Here is a 17,584-nt window from a genome sequence, read left to right on the forward strand (position 1 = left end):
GACCGTAGCACCGGCCCCGGACCGCGACCCAATCGGCAGCAAGGGCCCCGGTACGGCGGCGAACCGGCAGGTCAGCGGCCGCCCGTCGGACCGTCCCCGCCGGGGTCAGATCGCCGTGGCCTTCGCCACCTTCCACTCGCCGTGCTCCGGTACCAGCTCCAGCACCACCCGGTTCTGGTCCACCTTCTCGCCGGCCGTGTTGACGTTGCGGCGGTACTGGTTGAGGTAGACGAGCAGCTCCACCCGGTCCGGGCTCGCCTCGATGACGCCGGCGGCGGAGACCTCGGCGAGCACCACCGCCTGCTCGGAGAGGGCGGTCGCCCGCAGCGTGGCGGTGGTCTGCGCGTACTCGTCGGCGAAGGCACCGGTCACGAACGTCCGCCCGTTCGCCACGCTCGTGTCGAAGCTGCGGTAGTCGTACGAGAAGACGGCCTTCGCCGCCGGTGTAGCGGCCGCCAGCGCCTGCCGTACGGCGGTGTCGCGGCGCTCGGCCCGGTCCTGGCCGTACCAGGCGGCGCCGGCGACCCCGGCCGCGAGCAGGGTCGCCACGGCGAGCACCAGGGTCCGCCGGTCGAGCCGTACGCCCGCGCGGCGGCCCGCCTTTCCGGTGCCCGTGCCGGTCTCGGCGCGCTCGGTCCCGGGCGCCGGCTCGGCCTCGGGCTCGCCCGGCAGGTCGGCCTCGGGCTTGGGCTCGAACTCGGACTCCGTCGCGTCGGCGGGCGAGGTGGTGGTCGGCTCCGTCGCGGACTCGGTCGCGGTCGCCGGCTCCGTCGCGTCGGGCGCGCCGTCCGCGCGGCGCGGGCGCCGGGTCAGCGCGGTGACGATGGAACGCACGGTGGTACTCCTTCCGGCCGGTCGCTCAGCCGACGAACTGGAGACGGGAGACCAGCCACTTGCCGGACTCGTTGGTCATGTCGACCTGGATGCGGTAGTGCGCGGCCCGCCCGTCCGGCGAGTTGGTGTTCTTCACGGTCGCGTCGATCGCCACCAGCACCACCGCGGTACGCCGGTCGCCGGAGACGAGGCCGGCGCGCAGCACCGAGCCGCGCGAGTCGACCTTGTTCTCCACCACCGCGGCCCGCACCTGCGCCTGCCCGTTGCCGAACTGCTCCTTGAACTCGCCGGTCGCCCCGCCGAGGATGCGTTGCAGGTCGCGGTCCACACTCGCCGCGCTGATCGAGACGAAGTTGACCGTGGTCTGCTTCGCCGCCGCGAGCGCCTGCTGGTGCGCCCGGTCGAGGGCGCGGGCCTGGTACCAGTCGTAGCCGAAGACCCCGGCCGTGGCGAGCGCGGCGCAGAGCACGAGGACCAGGGCGAGCGTCGGCAGCTGGGCCCGGCTCGGGCGCAGCCGGGCCCAGCCCGTACCGCCGCCGCGGGGCCCGCCCGGCCGCCGCCCGGTGGCCGTCGCCTTCCGCCGACCCCACCGCGGGGCTCCGACGCGCCTGCCGGTGCCGCCGGAGCCGCCGCCGGACACGTCGGTGCCGGTGCCGGCGCCCCCGGTCTCCCCGCCCGCGTCCGGCCCGGATCCCGCCGGCGCGGCCGGGGCCGGCTCCTCGACCGGCTCCTCGTCGAGGCGCTCCAGGATCGCGGCCACCGGGTCGTCCGCCGGTACCGGGTCCGCCGGCGGCGGTACGCGGCGGGTGAGGGTGCGGCGCGCGACGCTCCGGCTCGTGGGCGCGCCGCCGGTACCCGGCGCGGTGCCCTTGATCAGCCGGAGTCTGCGGTCCCCGCTTGTCGGCATTGTGTCGGCTCCTCGATGGACGGTTACGGCGCCAGGCCGGCGAGTAGGAGTTGCTTCCAGGACTGGTCGCCGGCGAGCTGGTACTGGCCGCCGGTGCTGCCGAACTGCAACGGTGTCCCGCCCGGCCCGACGACGAGCCCGGTGACCGGGTCGTACCCGGCGACGCCGGGCTCGGCCGGGGCGGGCGGCGTACCGGCCGGCGGGGTGGGCGGCTTCGGGTCGCCGCCGCCCGGCCGGGGCGCGTTCTTGGCACCCCGTACGCCGGCGCTGTGCGCCGCGCCCTGGCTGGTGCAGGCGCCCGTGGGGCCGTACACGCACGACGGCGGGTTGTTGACGTTGAGCACCAGCCCGAAGTGCGCCGTACCGTCGCCGGGGGTGACGGTGAACCCGCCGGCCACCACGAGCGGGTAGACCACCAGCAGCTGCTCGATGCCGGCCAGCCGCCGGGTGGCGATGCCGTTGACGGTGGTCAGGTTGCCCAGCAGGGTACCGATGGTCGGGTCGAGGTCGCGCAGCAGCGCGACCAGCTCGGTGCTGGCCGGCGGCCCGGCGGCCAGCAGCCGGCGCAGGTCCGGGTCGCTGGAGCGCAGCGTCGCCGACAGTTTCGCCAGCCCGTCCGCCCACTGGCGGATGGCGTCACCCGACGCCTCCTGGGTGCGCAGTACGGTGCGCCCGTCGCGGATCAGCGCCACGGTCTGCGGCAGGTTCTCGCTGGCGGCGGAGAGCAGCAGGTCGCTCGCGTCGAGGATGCGCCGCAGCGCCTCCTCGTTCCCCTCGAACGCGGTACCCAGCTCCTCCACCACCACGTTCAGGTCGGCCGGGTCGACCGAGCGCACCAGCGCGTCCAGGTTGGTCAGCAGCGTCTCCGGCGCCAGCGGCACGCCGGTACGCTCCCGGGGAATGACCGAGCCGTCCCGCAGGTACGGTCCGGTGTCGGCGTCCGGACGCAGGTCGAGGTACTGCTCGCCGACCGCGGACCGCTGGGAGACCACCGCCCGCGCCTGGGCCGGGACCCGTACGCCGCGTTCCAGCCGCAGCTCGACCCGGACCGTGCCGTCGCGCAGCCCCACCGAGGTGACCCGGCCGACGGGCACGCCCCGGTAGGTGACCGGCGCGTTGGCGAAGATGCCGCCCGCGTCGTCGAACTCGGCGTGCACCAGGTAGCCGCCCCGGCCCAGCCAGTCGTCCAGCCCGACGTAGCGCACGCCGACGTAGCCGATGCCGAGCAGGCTGACCACGAGGAAGGCGAGCACCCGCAGTTTCGTACCGCGCTCGATCATCGCAACAGCCCTCCGCCCAGGATGTCGAGGAGCCCGCCGTTCTGCCCGTTCGTCTCGCCCGTGGGCGGCGGGAGCAGGCACTCCAGCGGCAGCACGGTACCGAGGGGCAGCTTGGTGCCGGGCGGGAAGACGGTGCCCGGCGGGACCACCCCGCCCGGCGGGACCAGGCCGCCCGGCGGTACCGGGGTGCCCGGCTTCAGCAGCTTGCAGCCGGGCGGCAGTTCGCAGCCGGGCAGCAGCGGCGGCAGCCAGTTCAGCGGGAGCAGGCCGCCGAGCGGCAGGCAGATCGCCGGCAGTACGCCCGGCAGCAGCGGCCCGACGCCGACGCCGCCCGGCTGGGTGGTACCGGGCTTGCCCGGGTTGTTGCCGCCGCCCGGTCGGCCGCCGCCCGGTGTGCCGCCCCGACCAGGGGCGCCGCCCCCGGCCGCCGGCTTGCCCGCGTCGGGCTGGACCGGCTTGGACGAGAGCAGGTTCGACAGGATCGTCGCGGCGTCGAGGTCGGCCGTGAGCGACATGTTGATGTAGTCGCCGACGATGGCGCCGTTGGCGTTGGGTGGGAACGGGTAGGAGAGCATGAAGTCCAGCGACTTGGGCAGCGCGTCGCCGGCCTTGACCAGCTGCTCCAGGATCGGCTGCAGCGCCCGTACGCTGGCCACCGTGTCGGCGCGGCTGGCGCGCACCACCTCGGTACCGACCCGGCCCAGCTCGCCGAGCGCGGTGAGCGCCCCGGTCAGCTCGGTACGCTGCTGCTCCAGCACGGTGAGCCCGGGGGCGAGCGAGTCCAGCGCCGCGCCGATGACCTCGCGCTGCCGGTTGAGCCGCCCGGTCAACCGGTCCAGCGCGTCCACCGCCCGGACCAGGTCGGCCTTCTGCTGGTCCAGGCCGCCGAGGAAGGCGTCCAGCTGCCGCAGCGCGTCGCGGGCGCTCGACTCGCGCCCGTCGAGCGCCGCCGACAGCTCCTGGTTGATCGTCTTCAGCTGGGCGAGGCCGCCGCCGTTGAGCAGCAGCCCGAGCGCGGCGAGGACCTCCTCCACCTCGGCCGCCCGCCGGGTGCGCGACAGCGGGATCACGTCACCGTCCGCGAGCTGTCCGGTCGACGCCTCGGTGGTGGGCGGCGACACGGCCACGTACTTCTCGCCCAGCAGGCTGGTCTGCCGTACCGCGGCGGTGGCGTTGGCGGGCAGCCGTACCTTCCGGTCGATGCGCAGCCGGGCGCGGGCGGTCCAGCCGGAGAGATAGACCTTCTCGACGCTGCCGACGGTCACGTCGTTGACCTTCACGGCGGCCTGCGACACCAGGTCGAGCACGTCGGCGAACTCCACGGTGACGGCGTAGCCCGGCCCCGACGGCGCGCCGCCGGGCAGCGGCACGTCGGTCAGGTCCGGCACGGTACAGCCGGTGGTCAGCAGCACCAGAGCGACCGCGAGGGCCGGTCTGCGCAGCCGGGGCGCGGGGGAGGTCCGCGGGCTCACTTGGCACCTCCGAACAGGATGCCGCCGAGGGTGAGGTCGCCGGAGGACTCCTGGCCGGCCTGCGGCACACCCGCCGGCGGCGGGGCGCTCCCGGCGGGCGCCGCCGCGCCGTCGGCACCGCCCGGCGGCGGCGTCGCCGTACCGCCGGCGGTCGGGATGCCGAGCAGTTCGCGCAGCTGCCGCGGCAGGGGCAGCTTCTTGGCGTTCAGGGTCTGGGCGAGCTGGAAGCACGCCTGCGGGACCTTCGGTACGGGCAACAGGTCGGCCATGGTCGCGCAGATGTAGCTGGCCGGGTCGTACGGCCCGAGCAGGTTGTCCCGGGTGTCCAGGGTGCCCGAGCGGGCGTTGTAGGCGAGGTTCAGGTTGGTCAGCGCCAGCGGGGCGACGTCGACGATGTCGATCAGCGCCTTCTGCTGGCGTACCAGCACGTTGGTGATGTCGGTCAGCGCGGCCACGTTGGACTTCAACGCCGTCCGGTTCTCCTTGAGGAACGTGGTCACGTCGGCCAGCGCGGTGGCGAGGTTGCGCAGCGCCGCCGCCAGCTCGTCACGCTCGGCGGCGAGCTGGCCGGCCACCGTGGCGAGCTGCTGGTTGAACGCGCGCACCTGCTCGTCGCTGCGGGCCAGGGCGGTGGTGAACCGCTGCAGGTCGCCGACCGCGCCGAAGAGGTCCTGCCGGCCGTCGGAGAGGGTGGTGAGCGCCCGGGACAGCCCGTCCAGGGTGGCGTGCAGGTCCTCGCCGTTGCCGGCCAGGTTGGCCCGCCCGGTCGCCAGCAGGTTCGACAGCGCGCCGTCGGCGTTGGCGCCCTGCGGCCCGAGGGCGCGGTTGAAGTCGTCCAGCGCCCGGTAGATGTCGTCGATCTCCATGGGCGCCGCGGTCCGCGACACCGGCAGGTCCGCGTGGTCGGGCAGCGCGGCGCCGCCGTCGTACGCGGGGGTGAGCTGGACGTACCGGTCGCTGACGATGCTGGGCGGGACGATCACGGCCTGCGCCCCGGCCGGGATGTCGTACGAGGCGTCGTAGGTCATCTCCACCCGTACCGTGGCCCCCTCCGGCACGGTCGCGGTGACCTGCCCGACGCGGACCCCGAGCACCCGCACGTCGGAGCCGGCGTGGATGCCCACCACCCGGGTGAAGTGCGCGACCAGGTGCCGCCGCGCCGGGCGGTCCGGCCAGAACACGAGCCCGGCCGCGCCGACGACCACCACGGTCACCCCGGCCGCCACCCAGAACCGGGTGCGGGAACTGGCGAAGAGCGCGGGCCGGCGCATCAGCGGTCTCCCGTCGTCGGCACGTACGGCTGCAACAGCCCGCGCAGGTACGAGTCGAACCAGCGCCCGTTGCCGGTCACGTTCGCGAACGCGGTGACGAACGGCCCCATCCGCTCGATGGTCCGCTCCAGGTTGTCCCGGTTGCGCTGAAGGATCGCGACCACGTCCCGCAGCTGGCGCAGGGCCGGCCCGAGCTGGGCCCGGTTCTCCGCGACCAGCCCGGAGAGCTGGTTGGCCAGGTCGTTGGTGCCGACCAGCAGCTGGTGGATGGCGTCGCGGCGGCGGTTCACCTCGGCCAGCAGCGCCTCGCCGTCGGCGACGAGCTTGCGGAACTCCTCGTCGCGGGCGGCCAGCACGCCGGTGACCTGGTGCGCGCGGGCGAGCAGCTCGCGCAGCTCGGCGTCGCGGCTCGCGACGGTCTGCGACAGGCGGGAGAGCCCGGTCAGCGACGACCGCACGTTCGCGGGGGTGTCCGCGAAGGTCTGCGCCAGCGTGGTGAAGGCGGTCGCGAGCTGCTTGGTGTCGATCTGGTCGAGCGTGCCGGCCAGCCCGCTGACCGCCGCCATCACGTCGAAGGGCGAGGCCGTGCGTTCGAGCGGGATCTCGCCGCGCTCCGGCAGCCGCCCGTCGCCGGCCGGGGCGAGCGCCAGGTACTTCTGCCCGAGCACGGTCTTGATCCGGATCGTGGCGCCGGTGTCGCGGCCGAGCCGTACGTCGTCGTCCTCGACGCGGAACCGCACCCGCACGTACGGCTGGTTGCCGTGCCGGGCCAGCCCGACCTCGGTGACCTTGCCGACGCGTACCCCGGCGACCCGGACCTCGTTGCCGGCGACCAGCCCGCTGGCGTCCCGGAACGCGGCCTGGTACGCGGGCGCGGTCAGCGCCGCGAGGTCGTCCAGCCGGAACGCCACGAGTACGGCACCGGCCAGTACCGCCAGCCCGATCGCGCCGACGAGGACGGGGTTGCGTTCCCGGAACGGTTTCATCGCGCACCTCCCGGCCCGGCGCAGCGGGCCGCCTGAGAGCTGAACGTGGCCGGGTTGATGTCGCCCTGCCCGGCGACCGAGACCTGGCCGCTGAAGTCGCAGAGGAAGAAGTTGAGCCAGGAGCCGTGCGACGCGGTGCGGGTGAGCGCGGAGTACCGGTCGGGCAGCCGACCGAGGGTGCCGTCGAGCACCGCGCCGTTGCGGTTGAGCGTCTCGGAGAGGTCGCCGAGCGCGGCCACGTCGGCGGCGAGCGCCGGACGGCTGTCGGCCAGCAGCGCGGCGGTGGTGCCGGTCAGCTCGCCGAGGTTGGCCACCGCGTCGCCGATGGCGCCCCGGTCCGCGGCCAGCCCCGAGACGAACTGCTGCAGCTGGGCGATGCTCTGGTCGAGGTTCTGGTCGCGCTCGTCGAGCGTGGCGAGCACCGAGTTCAGGTTGGTGATCACCCGGCCGATCACCTCGTCCCGGTCGGCGAGGGTGTTGGTCAGCGACGCGGTGTGCGCGAGCAGGCTGCTGACGGTACCGCCCTCGCCCTGCAGCACCTGGATGATCTCGTACGCCAGCTTGTTGACGTCCTGCGGGTCCAGCGCCGTGAAGAGCGGGCGGAACCCGGCGAAGAGCGTGGTCAGGTCGAGCGCCGGGGTGGTCTGCGCGAGCGGGATCAGCCCGTCCGCCCGCAGCGGGCGCCCGTCGCCGGGCCCCTCGCTCAGCGCCAGGTACCGCTGGCCGACCAGGTTGCGGTACCGGATCTTCGCCCGGACGCTGGTCGCCAGCGGGACCTCCGCGTCCACCCGGAAGGTGACCTCGGCGACGGAGTTCTCCACCACCCGGATGCGGTCGACCCGGCCGACGTGGACCCCGGCGATGCGCACGTCGTCGCCGACGAGCAGCCCGGTGACGTCGGTGAACCGGGCCCGGTAGGACGTGCCGCCGCCGTGCAGCGAGCCGAGGGTCTGCGCCAGCACCGTGGCGAGCAGCAGCGTGACGGTCGCGAAGGCGATCAGCTTGACCAGCGGGGCGAGCGTGCCGCGGCTCATGGCGCGTTCACCACCGCTCCGCGCAGCAGCGGGCCCCAGAGCAGCACCGCGATGTCCGGTACCTGCACCGGCAGGGCGCCCGTGGCCGCCCCGATGATCGGCTTGAGCAGGTCCCGCTCCTCGGCGGTGCCGGCGTACCCCATCTCCGGGCTGCTCGCGTCGGTGCCGCCCGCGGCGGGCTGTCCCGTGGCCGGCTTCCCGGTGGCGCCGCCCCCGCCGGGCAGCCCGATGGGCAGCTTCGCCGCGGGTGGTCGCTTGCCGCCGTAGTCGTACCCGTCGCCGATCGGCACCTCCGGCGCGGGTACGTGCGGCCGCGGCAGCTCGCGGCAGTTCGGCCCGTTGCGCGACGCGTACGCCGGGGCGTCGCGGCCCGGCTCGTACCGGCCGTTGTCCCGGGTCACCTCCAGCGTGATGTGCATCCGCCCGCCCCGGAACACCTCCTCGACCCGGGGTTGCAGCGCGACCAGGCCCTTGGCCAGGCACGGGTACTCGGGGGCGTAGGCGGCCAGCAGCTCCAGGATCGGCCGGCTCACCGCGCCCAACCGGATCAGCTGGTCGCCGTGCTGGTCCAGGAAGATCCGGGTCACGTCGCCGGCGTCGGTGGCGGTGGCGAGGAACGCGGCGAGCTGCGCGGACTGGTCGGTCACGGTGTTGGCGGTCACCGTCACGTCGCGCAGGACGTCCAGCAGGTCGGGCAGCGCACCGTCGTAGACGTCGAGCACGGCGGCGAGCCGGCGCACGTCCTCGGTGATCGTCGGCAGCTCCCGGTTGAGCTGGGTCAGGTACGCGTCGAGCTGCTCCAGGTCGCGCCCCAGCCGGTCGCCCTGCCCGTCCAGCGCGGCGGCGAGCGCGCCCAGGGTCGCGGCGAGCTGGTCCGGCCGGATCGACTGGAGCAGCGGCAGCGCCCCGTCGAGCACCCGTTCCAGCTCGACGCCGCTGCGGCTGCGGTCCTGGGAGATCACGTCACCGTCGCGGATGGCGCGACCCGGGGCGCCGGGCGGCGGCACCAGGGCCACGTACCGCTCGCCGAAGAGGGTCTTGGGCAGCAGGCGGGCGCTGACGCCGGCCGGGATCTGCGGGGTCAGCGCCGGGTCCAGCGCCAGCCGCAGCCGGGCGCGGTCGCCGTCGCTGGTCACCGACCGTACGTCGCCGACGACGACGCCGCGTACCTTCACCTCCGCGCCGGGGCGCAGCTGCATCCCGGTGTTCCCGGTGTAGAGCGTCACCCAGGCGACCGGGGTGAACGCCTTGCGGTACTGGAGCACGGCGAGGCTGAGCGCCGCGACCAGTACCGCCACGAACGTGATGCCGAGAATCCGGTATCTCATGGTCACCCCGCGATCCGTACCGTGGTGGTCGCGCCCCAGATGGCCAGGGACAGGAAGAAGTCGACGACGTTGACGCCGACGATGGCCAGCCGTACCGCCCGGCCGACCGCCACCCCGACGCCGGCCGGCCCACCCGAGGCGGTGTAGCCGTAGTAGCAGTGCACCAGCACGACGATCACGCTGAACACCAGCACCTTGCCGAAGGACCAGAGCACGTCGACCGGGGGCAGGAAGAGGTGGAAGTAGTAGTCGTACGTGCCGGCCGACTGCCCGAAGTAGAACACGGCGATGGTACGGGTGGCCAGGTAGCTGGAGAGCAGCCCGATCACGTACAGCGGGATCACCGCGACGAACCCGGCGATCATCCGGGTGGTGACGAGGAAGGGCAGCGAGGGGACCCCCATCACCTCCAGCGCGTCGACCTCCTCGGAGATGCGCATCGCGCCGAGCTGGGCGGTGAAGCCGCAGCCGACCGTGGCCGAGAGCGCCAGCGCCGCGACCAGTGGCGAGATCTCGCGCGTGTTGAAGTACGCCGAGATGAAGCCGGTGAAGGCGCTGCTGCCGATCTGGTTGAGCGACTGGTACCCCTGCAACCCCACCTCGGTGCCGGTGAAGAAGGTCATGAAGCAGATGACCCCGACGGTGCCGCCGGCCACCGCGAGCGCGCCCGAGCCGAAGCTCACCTCGGCGAGCAGCCGGAGCACCTCCCGCTTGTACCGGCGCACGGTACGCGGGGTCCAGGCGAAGGCGCGCAGGTAGAAGGCGAGCTGTCCGCCCAGGTCGTCGAGTTGCCGCAGCACCGCCATCGTCACGTGCCCTTCTGCGGTACGACCTGGAAGTAGACCGCGGTGATCACGAAGTTCAGGGCGAAGAGGAGCATGAAGGTGATCACGACGCTCTGGTTGACCGCGTCGCCCACCCCCTTCGGCCCGCCCCGCGCGGTCATCCCCTTGTACGAGGCGACCAGGGCGGCGACCGCGCCGAAGAAGAGCGCCTTCACCTCGCCGACCGCGAGGTCCCCGAGCTGGCCGAGCGCCTGGAAGCTGGCCAGGTAGGCGCCGGGGGTACCGCCCTGGAGCACCACGTTGAAGAAGTAGCCGCCGGCCACGCCGACCACGCTGACCAGGGCGTTGAGCAGGAACGCGACCAGCATCGCGGCGACGATCCGGGGCGCCACCAACCGGTGCAGCGGGTCGATGCCGAGCACCTCCATCGCGTCCAGCTCCTCGCGGATCTTCCGGGAGCCGAGGTCCGCGCAGATCGCCGAGCCGCCCGCACCCGCGATGATCAGGGCGGTGACGATCGGGCCGGCCTCCCGGATCACCGCCAGTACCGCCGCCGCGCCGGTGAACGACTCGGCGCCGAGCTGCCGGGCCAGCGAACCGAGCTGTAGCGCGATCACCGCGCCGAACGGGATCGCCACGAGCGCCGCGGGAACGATCGAGACGGAGCTGATGAACCACGCCTGCTGCACGAACTCGCGTACCTGCCAGGGGCGGCGGGGCAGGCAGCGCAGCGCGTCCAGGCAGAAGCCGAAGAAGTGGCCGGACTGGGCCAGCCCGGCCGCCACCCGGCCGGTCACCGCAGCACCTCGCCGGGCTCGGGCGAGTCGGCCGCGTGCCGACCCCACGGGCTGGGCTCGGCCTCGACGCCGGCCGGGTGTACCGGGTCCACGAAGGAACCCGGGGGAGGGGTGACGCCGTTCTCCCGGCACCACCGGCCGGGTGGGTGCTCGGCCGGGCGCGGCCGCCCGTCGGAGGGGCGCAGCTGCGGCGGGATCGCCGGCAGCGGCGGCAACTCCACCCCGGAGTCCGCCTCGGCCCGCAGCTCCTCGGCGTCCTTCTCCTCCGCCATGCCGATCGGGCCGATCCGCTGGGCGTTGAGGAACTGCCGTACCACCGGCTCGGTGCTGGAGAGCAGCATCTCGCGCGGCCCGAACATCGCCAGGTGGCCGTGGTAGATCAGCCCGATGTTGTCCGGCACCGTGCGGGCGGTGTTGATGTCGTGCGTGACGATCAGGAACGTCGCGCCGGTCTGCTGGTTCAGGTCGATGATGAGCTGGTTGAGGTACGCGGTGCGAACCGGGTCCAGACCGGAGTCCGGCTCGTCGAACAGGATGATCTCCGGGTCGAGCACCAGCGCGCGGGCCAACCCCGCCCGCTTGCGCATTCCGCCGGAGATCTGTCCCGGCAGTTTCTCCTCGGCGCCGAGGAGACCGACCATTTCCAGCTTTTCGTGCACGATCGCGCGGATCTCCGATTCGGCGCGCCGGGTGTGCTCGCGCAGCGGAAACGCGACGTTGTCATAGATATTCATCGAGCCGAAGAGTGCGCCGTCCTGGAAGAGGACGCCGAACAGCTTGCGCACCTCGTACAGCTTGCGCTCGGAGAGCGCGGGCAGGTTCTGCCCGGCCACCCAGATCGCGCCGCGATCCGGTTTCAGGAGTCCGACCAGGGTCTTGAGAAAGACCGACTTGCCGGTACCGGAGGGACCGAGCAGCACCGAGATCTCACCGGCCGGCAGGGTGAGACTCACGTCGGCCCAGACCGGTTGACCGCCGAAGGACTTGGTGAGTCCCTCGACGCGTACCTCGACGCCCATCCGTACTCCCGCCTGCAGTCGTCGACATGGACATCGCTGCCGGGCGTCCCGGCGCAACATCAAATCTTGGGTATTCTTCCGGGCACGCAGCGTGTGGTGGTGCTTTCCGTCCGGGCTCGATACGGTGCTGTTAACTCGTCGGTAACGCAAGCTAACTGGTCGGCAAGGAAAGCGCATCACCGGGGATGACCGCAGTACTTGACACCGAACTGGTCCGCAGGGCCGCCGGTCGCGATCGCGAGGCGACGGCCGCCCTGCTCACCGAGGTACGACCGGGGGTGGTGCGGTACTGCCGGGCCCGGCTCGGGCGCATCGGTGGGGCGTACACCACCGCCGACGACGTGGCCCAGGAGGTGTGCCTGGCCGTGCTGCGGGCGCTGCCCCGGTACCGGGACGAGGGCCGGCCCTTCTCCGCCTTCGTCTACGGCATCGCCGCGCACAAGGTCGCCGACGCCCAGCGCATCGCCATCCGCGACTCGGTGCTGACCGGCCCGGACCCGCTGGTGGAGCGCCCCGACGCCGCGCCCGGACCCGAGCAGCAGGCGGTCGCCACCGACCTCGCCCGCCGGCTCTCCGCGCTGCTCGCCCGCCTGCCCGAGACACAGCGGGAGATCCTGCTGCTGCGGGTCGCGGCCGGGCTCTCGGCCGAGGAGGTCGGCGCGGTCGTCGGCATGTCGGCCCCGGCGGTACGGGTCGCCCAGTCGCGCGCCCTGGCCCGGCTCCGCGCGCTCGCCGGTACCGGCCTCGACGAGGAGGCCGCGTGAGCCTCTCCCCGCGCCCCGGCGAGGAATCGCCGCTGGACCTGGCCACCCTGACCGGCGACGACCGCCTGCTCGACGCGCTTGGTCGCGGCGACCCGCCCCCGGCCGACGAACCGGCGGCCGGGTTGCTCGCGGCATGGCGCGCCGACCTTGACGATGACCCGCCGGCCTGGTCCGTCGACGCCGGCCTCGACGCCGATCCGGCGTGGTCGGTCGGCGCCGGCCTCGACGACGGCGGCGGCCCGCCGGTGGGCGCCGCTGGTCCGGCCGCCGATGCCGGGCGTACCGCCGGTGGCCGGGCGGACTCCGCCGTGGTGCGAACCGCCCGTGCCGTGCCCGGACCGGGAGAACGGCGGCCGCCGTCCGCCCCACCCGAACGCCGCCGGACGGGTTCGACGCGGCGGCTGCTGACCGGCATCGCCGCCGCCACCGTCATGGTCGCCGGGTTGGGCGTCGGGGCGCACCACGCCGGCCCGGCCAGCCCGCTCTGGCCGGTCGTGCGGGTGGTGTACCCGCAGCGCGCCGACGTGCGCGCCATCGAGCAGGACCTCGCGGCGGCCGGTACCGCTGTCGCCGACGGCCGGTACGACGACGCGCGGGGGTTGCTGGCCCGGGCCGATTCCCGGGTCGGCCGGGTACGCGACCCTCAGGAGGCGGACCGGCTGCGCGGCGACATCGCGCGGCTCCGCGCCGACCTGCCCATCGTGGACGGCGACGTCGAGGGCGCGCCCGGGCCGGCCGCGTCCGGACCCGCCGCCCCCGCCGGTTCGCCCGCGCCCGCCCGGTCCGCGGGCCCGACCTCCGCTCCCGGCCGGTCCGCTGCCGCGAGTTCGCCTGGGCAGAACCGGGTGAACCCGGTCCCGCCTCCGTTGCCGCCGTCCCCGCTGCCGTCGCTGCTCGCGCCGCTGCTGCCGTCGCTCGGCCTGCTCGGCGCGCTCCGGGGCGGCTCGTCCGCGCCCCAGGGGTAGGTCGCGGCGGGGCCTCACCCGCGCTCCGGGTGAGGCCCCCTTCCCTGCTCCCGCCACGGCGGTCAGGGTGTCGATCGGCATGCCACGGGTGGACCTCCGCCCGTCGCGTACCGCCATCAGGTCCAGCTGATTCCACGCTTGCAGACACCGCGCATGTTCTTCTCCTTCCCCACGGGACGGCTCGGTCGCGCGCCCGGTCGTCTCCCAGCGTCGGCCGGGTCCGGGGCCGGGGGAAGCGGATCCGGCGGTCGGGGTCGTTCGGGGTTGTTCGGTCGAGGCGAACGCGGATCCCGGCGGCGGCGCGGGTGGCGCGAGGGCGGGGCGTGCCGTCACGGCCGGAGCCGCGCCGTCGTGTTCGACGTCGTTCGGACCTGTTCGAAGCCGCTCGGTCCGCTGCGTCCGGTCCCGGCCCGTCAGCAGACTGGACGGCGTGGGCGGCCCGCCACCGCCGCCCGGCGACACCCGACGGAGGCCCCGTGTGACGAGCTCCGCTTCCTGCCGACCGGTCCGGCCCCTCCCGACGCGTCGCCGACCGCGCCGGAGACGGAGGACGAGCGGGTCACCTGGGGGACACCCTTCTCCACCATCGGCCCGCGCCGTTACCTACGCGCCGCCCACGGCGAGGACCTGAGGTTGGTCCTGCGGATTCCCGCCTCTCTCCGCGCCGTCGGCGACGGCGTCCTGCGCGAGATGGTCCGGCAGCTGCGAAGCGCGCACCGCGCCGCGTGACACGCGCCAGGGGCCGGCCGTCCTGGGCGGGCCGGATACCGAATCCGTAACGGGGTCGACGGTACGTGGGACAACATGAATACTGCCTGGTGCAATCGCCCCCTCGCCCTCGGTGAAAGCAGCGCCCCCGTGAACTGCGCACACTGTTCCGCGCCCGTGGATTCCGGCCAGGGCAACTGTCCACAGTGCGGCCGGCCGATCGACGGAAGTCAGCCCGGTGGTTCGGCCCGGACCGGTCCCGGCCCCGCCGACGACTCGACGACCGTACGGGTCGCCGTACCGGATCCGGACGCGAAGCCGGTCGGCACCCTCGCCGGTGGTGGCTCCCGCTGGTTCACGCACCGGCCCGGGGCGTACTCGTCCGTGCTCTGGTGGCTGACCGCCGGCATCACCCGGGACTGGCGGGGCACCATCGCCGCGCTGGTCGCCGCCTGGTTCGGGCTGCCCACGGCGATCCTGCTGGGGCTGGTCGCCGCCGCCTCCGCGGGTGTCGTCGGCTACTTCGGCTCGACCCAGCTCGCCGCCGACCGCCTGGCGGACGTGCCGGTCCTCGGTGACGTGCTCAACACCCTCGCCGGCAACGTCGGCGGCGGCCTCGGCGCGCTGCTCGGCATCGCGCTGGGGATCGTCGTGGGCGGGGTGGGCGGGTTGCTGCTGCCCTGGGCGATGGCCTACGCCGACGACCCCGTCGTCACCATCCTGGTCGTGCTCCTGCAGGTGGTGCTGGCGATCGTGATCGGCCTGCTCTACGTGCTCTACGGCGTGGCCCTGGAGCCCTGGCGGATGCGGCTCTCGGGAGCCCGTCGGCTGAGCCGCCGCGAGGCCGACCTCCTGCTGCCGCTGCTGCACGAGTGCGCCGACCGGCTGGGCCTGCCGAACGTACCGCGCCTGCTGGTGGACGACACCCGGGAGGCGCAGGCGCTCGCGTACACCCGGCACATCGTGGTGACCCGCGGCCTGCTCGACGAGTTCGACTACGACCCGGCGGTCATCTCCGGCGTGCTCAGCCACGAGCTGGTGCACTGGCACAACGCCGACGGCGTCTCCCGGCTGCTCGTCCGGGGGATAGCGCTGCCGCTCTACCTGCCGTACGCCGCCGCGACCTGGGTGCTGCGGGCCTTCCACAACTCGATCGTCCGGTTCCTGGCGGTGCTCGTGTCGTGGCCGATCGCCGCGGCCGTGCGGTTCTTCGTGATGCCGTTGCAGGCGGCGGGGAGCCGGGAGGCCGAGTACCGGGCCGACCAGGGCGCCGTACTGGCCCGGCAGCGCGACGGCCTGCGCCAGGCGCTGGAGCGGTTCCGGCGCAGCTTCGACGGCAGCCGCAACGGCTGGGACGAGGCGGTCTGCGCGTCGCACCCGCCGAACGAGCTGCGCCTGGAGCAGCTCGAGGAGCCGGGGCGGCGGTACCCGCTGCCCCAGGCCCGGCGGCGGCAGCGGCCCGCTCCCACGACCGGTGGGACGGCCGGTGCCGACCGCACCGAAGCGGTGGTACCGGCGCAGCGCGGCACGGAACGGGAGGGACAACGATGACCGAGACGCAACCTTCGACGCAGTGCCCGACCTGCCGGGCCGAGATCGGCACCGAGGCGCGCTACTGCCCCCGCTGCGGGTACGCCCGCACGGTTCCCGGCGGCGTGTCGCAACCGCCAGGGGCCGGCGCGGCGGCCCCGTCGTCAGTGCTGCTGCCGACCCGGCCGTCCACGCGCGGCCTGGTCGTGACCGTGCTGGTCATCGCGGTGCTCCTCGTCGCTACGCTGCCGATCCTGGCGGTCCGGGCGCTCTTCTTCACGCCGGCGGACGTGGTGGAGGGTTACTTCGCGGCGCTGCGCGACCGCGACGCCGACGCCGCGTGGAGCCGGCTCGACGACTCGTCCGGTCGGGCCGGCAACCCGCTGCTCGCCGCTCGGGCGCTGCGCGACCCGGGCTACACCCCGCCGGAGCGGGCGACCGTGCGCAAGGTGGACATCGACGGCGACGAGGCGGACGTCACCGTCGGCTACCAGCTCGCCGGCGCGCCCGTCACCCAGCAGCTGAAGCTGGAGAGCGGCAGCGGGTTGGTCGACCGGTGGCGGATCACCAACGGGCTGCTGCCCCTGCCGCTCCCGGCGTCGGCCCTGCCCGAGCTGCTGGTCGCGGGCAACCGGGTGACCGTGGGCGAGGGTGCCCAGTACGACGCCTTCCCCGGCACGTACCGCCTCGCCCTGCCCGAGAACCCGCTGGTCGAGCTGCCCCAGGTCGATCTCGTCACCGGCCAGCAGAGCCCGGACGTGACCCCGGCGCTGCGGCCCGCCGCGCAACAGGAGATCGAGAAGCAGGTACGCGCCTGGCTGGACAAGTGCGCGCAGAGCAAGACCGCCGAGCCGCCGGACTGCCCCTTCTCGTACTCCGGCTACTACGACGTCACCAGCATCGCCTGGCAGATCACCAAGTACCCGGAGCTGCGGATCGAGCTGGGTCCGAGCCTGACCGGCACCGCACGGGTCGACGGCAGCGGCGGGCAGGCGAAGGCGTCGGGGCGTACCAGTTCGGTCTTCTCGCCGACCTTCGAGGACACCACGTCCTTCGGGGTCGACGGCGCCGCCAGGGTCAACGCCTCCGGCGAGGTCGAGTTCGCACCCGCGCCCGATGAGTGAGCCGGTGCCGGCGGCCGAGCGTGGACCGGCGACCGAGGGCGGGCCGACGAACGGGTCGGTCGGGGAGCGCCCGGCGCCGCCCAGCCCGTACGGGGCCTTCGCGGCCGTCGACGCGCTCGGCGGGACGGCGGCGCCCCTGCTCGCCGGTTTCGCGGTGACGCTGCTCGCCCTCGTGCTGCAGATCGAGTCGGCGCTGCGCTGGCCGGACCCGGTGCTCGTGCTGCTCGGCCTCGCCTTCGTGCTCTTCCTGCAGGTGGTGCAGCTCAACGCGCAGGCGAAGGCGTACGCCGTGACGCCGGCCCAGGCCCTGGAGTGGTACGCCGACGCGGACGACCCGCAGCGGCGGGCGGTGGTCGACTGGGAGTTGCGCCACCACCTGGCGTGCTGGCAGCACCTCGTCGCCCGCACCCGTACCCGCTACAACCTGGGCGTGCTGACGCTGCTGGTCGGCGCGGCCGTGATGCTCGTACCGCACGCGCCCGCCCGGCTCGGCGCGGTCCGGATCGCGGCCATCGCCGTCATCGGTGCCGGCATCGTGGTCGAGCTGCTGGAACTCTTCGGGCAGCGACTCTCCGGACGCAACGGGCGGCCCCGGGGGTGGAACTGGCTGCGCCGGGCGGTCGGCTGGCTCGTCCCGCTCCACCCGCCCGTCCCGCCGCCGCCCTTTCCCGCGCGGCCCCGATCCCGTCCCGGGCCGGCGCCCCGGCGCCCGCGCGACTCCTGAGGACGGTCGGCACGAGGCCGGGCAGCGGCACGAGCGCGCAACTGCGGGGAAAGAGG

Annotated in this window: 16 protein-coding genes; 5 read left to right on the plus strand and 11 right to left on the minus strand. The window is 74.2% G+C overall.

Annotation, left to right across the window (positions count from 1 at the left end):
- Positions 1–105: 105 nt before the first annotated feature.
- Genes AB0J86_RS12260 through AB0J86_RS12310 form a run of 11 tightly spaced genes read right to left on the minus strand, consistent with a single transcriptional unit; the run spans position 106 to position 11,713 of the window.
- Positions 106–834 (minus strand): hypothetical protein, encoded by a 729-nt coding sequence (locus AB0J86_RS12260; protein ID WP_363856275.1) that lies wholly within the window; start codon positions 832–834, stop codon positions 106–108.
- Between the two features lie 25 nt (positions 835–859).
- Positions 860–1,741 (minus strand): hypothetical protein, encoded by an 882-nt coding sequence (locus AB0J86_RS12265; RefSeq protein ID WP_363856276.1) that lies wholly within the window; start codon positions 1,739–1,741, stop codon positions 860–862.
- 23 nt (positions 1,742–1,764) lie between these two features.
- Complete coding sequence (locus tag AB0J86_RS12270) at positions 1,765–3,021, minus strand: MCE family protein (protein ID WP_363856278.1); 1,257 nt, start codon at positions 3,019–3,021, stop codon at positions 1,765–1,767.
- Complete coding sequence (locus tag AB0J86_RS12275) at positions 3,018–4,493, minus strand: MCE family protein (RefSeq protein WP_363856279.1); 1,476 nt, start codon at positions 4,491–4,493, stop codon at positions 3,018–3,020. Before AB0J86_RS12275 ends, AB0J86_RS12270 begins: the two co-directional genes overlap by 4 nt.
- Positions 4,490–5,764, minus strand: a complete 1,275-nt coding sequence (locus AB0J86_RS12280) for an MCE family protein (RefSeq protein ID WP_363856281.1) — start codon at positions 5,762–5,764, stop codon at positions 4,490–4,492. Before AB0J86_RS12280 ends, AB0J86_RS12275 begins: the two co-directional genes overlap by 4 nt.
- On the minus strand, positions 5,764–6,750 hold the full coding sequence (locus AB0J86_RS12285) for an MCE family protein (protein ID WP_363856283.1): 987 nt from the start codon (positions 6,748–6,750) through the stop codon (positions 5,764–5,766). The genes AB0J86_RS12280 and AB0J86_RS12285 overlap by 1 nt, the downstream gene beginning before the upstream one ends.
- Positions 6,747–7,784 (minus strand): MCE family protein, encoded by a 1,038-nt coding sequence (locus tag AB0J86_RS12290; RefSeq protein ID WP_363856285.1) that lies wholly within the window; start codon positions 7,782–7,784, stop codon positions 6,747–6,749. Before AB0J86_RS12290 ends, AB0J86_RS12285 begins: the two co-directional genes overlap by 4 nt.
- Entirely contained in the window at positions 7,781–9,112 is a 1,332-nt protein-coding gene (locus AB0J86_RS12295) for an MCE family protein (protein WP_363856495.1), read from the minus strand. The genes AB0J86_RS12290 and AB0J86_RS12295 overlap by 4 nt, the downstream gene beginning before the upstream one ends.
- A 2-nt stretch (positions 9,113–9,114) precedes the next feature.
- Positions 9,115–9,918 carry an ABC transporter permease gene (locus AB0J86_RS12300; RefSeq protein WP_363856497.1) on the minus strand — a complete coding sequence of 268 codons (804 nt, stop codon included), beginning with the start codon at positions 9,916–9,918 and terminating at the stop codon, positions 9,115–9,117.
- Between the two features lie 2 nt (positions 9,919–9,920).
- Positions 9,921–10,670, minus strand: coding sequence for an ABC transporter permease (locus tag AB0J86_RS12305; protein ID WP_363856499.1), 750 nt, complete (start codon positions 10,668–10,670; stop codon positions 9,921–9,923).
- 20 nt (positions 10,671–10,690) lie between these two features.
- Positions 10,691–11,713, minus strand: a complete 1,023-nt coding sequence (locus tag AB0J86_RS12310) for an ABC transporter ATP-binding protein (protein WP_363856287.1) — start codon at positions 11,711–11,713, stop codon at positions 10,691–10,693.
- A gap of 185 nt (positions 11,714–11,898) precedes the next feature.
- Between AB0J86_RS12310 and shbA the strand changes: the two genes are divergently transcribed.
- From shbA to AB0J86_RS12335, 5 genes are all read left to right on the plus strand, one after another.
- Positions 11,899–12,477, plus strand: coding sequence for an RNA polymerase sigma factor ShbA (gene shbA / locus AB0J86_RS12315; RefSeq protein ID WP_363856289.1), 579 nt, complete (start codon positions 11,899–11,901; stop codon positions 12,475–12,477).
- Positions 12,474–13,442 carry a hypothetical protein gene (locus AB0J86_RS12320; RefSeq protein WP_363856291.1) on the plus strand — a complete coding sequence of 323 codons (969 nt, stop codon included), beginning with the start codon at positions 12,474–12,476 and terminating at the stop codon, positions 13,440–13,442. Before shbA ends, AB0J86_RS12320 begins: the two co-directional genes overlap by 4 nt.
- An 885-nt stretch (positions 13,443–14,327) precedes the next feature.
- On the plus strand, positions 14,328–15,701 hold the full coding sequence (locus AB0J86_RS12325) for a M48 family metalloprotease (RefSeq protein ID WP_363856293.1): 1,374 nt from the start codon (positions 14,328–14,330) through the stop codon (positions 15,699–15,701).
- Positions 15,698–16,804, plus strand: coding sequence for a zinc ribbon domain-containing protein (locus AB0J86_RS12330; protein ID WP_363856295.1), 1,107 nt, complete (start codon positions 15,698–15,700; stop codon positions 16,802–16,804). The genes AB0J86_RS12325 and AB0J86_RS12330 overlap by 4 nt, the downstream gene beginning before the upstream one ends.
- Complete coding sequence (locus AB0J86_RS12335) at positions 16,797–17,528, plus strand: hypothetical protein (RefSeq protein WP_363856297.1); 732 nt, start codon at positions 16,797–16,799, stop codon at positions 17,526–17,528. The genes AB0J86_RS12330 and AB0J86_RS12335 overlap by 8 nt, the downstream gene beginning before the upstream one ends.
- The last annotated feature ends 56 nt before the right edge of the window (positions 17,529–17,584 follow it).

Source organism: Micromonospora sp. NPDC049559 (assembly GCF_040676675.1).
Taxonomy (GTDB): Bacteria; Actinomycetota; Actinomycetes; order Mycobacteriales; family Micromonosporaceae; genus JBFAPK01.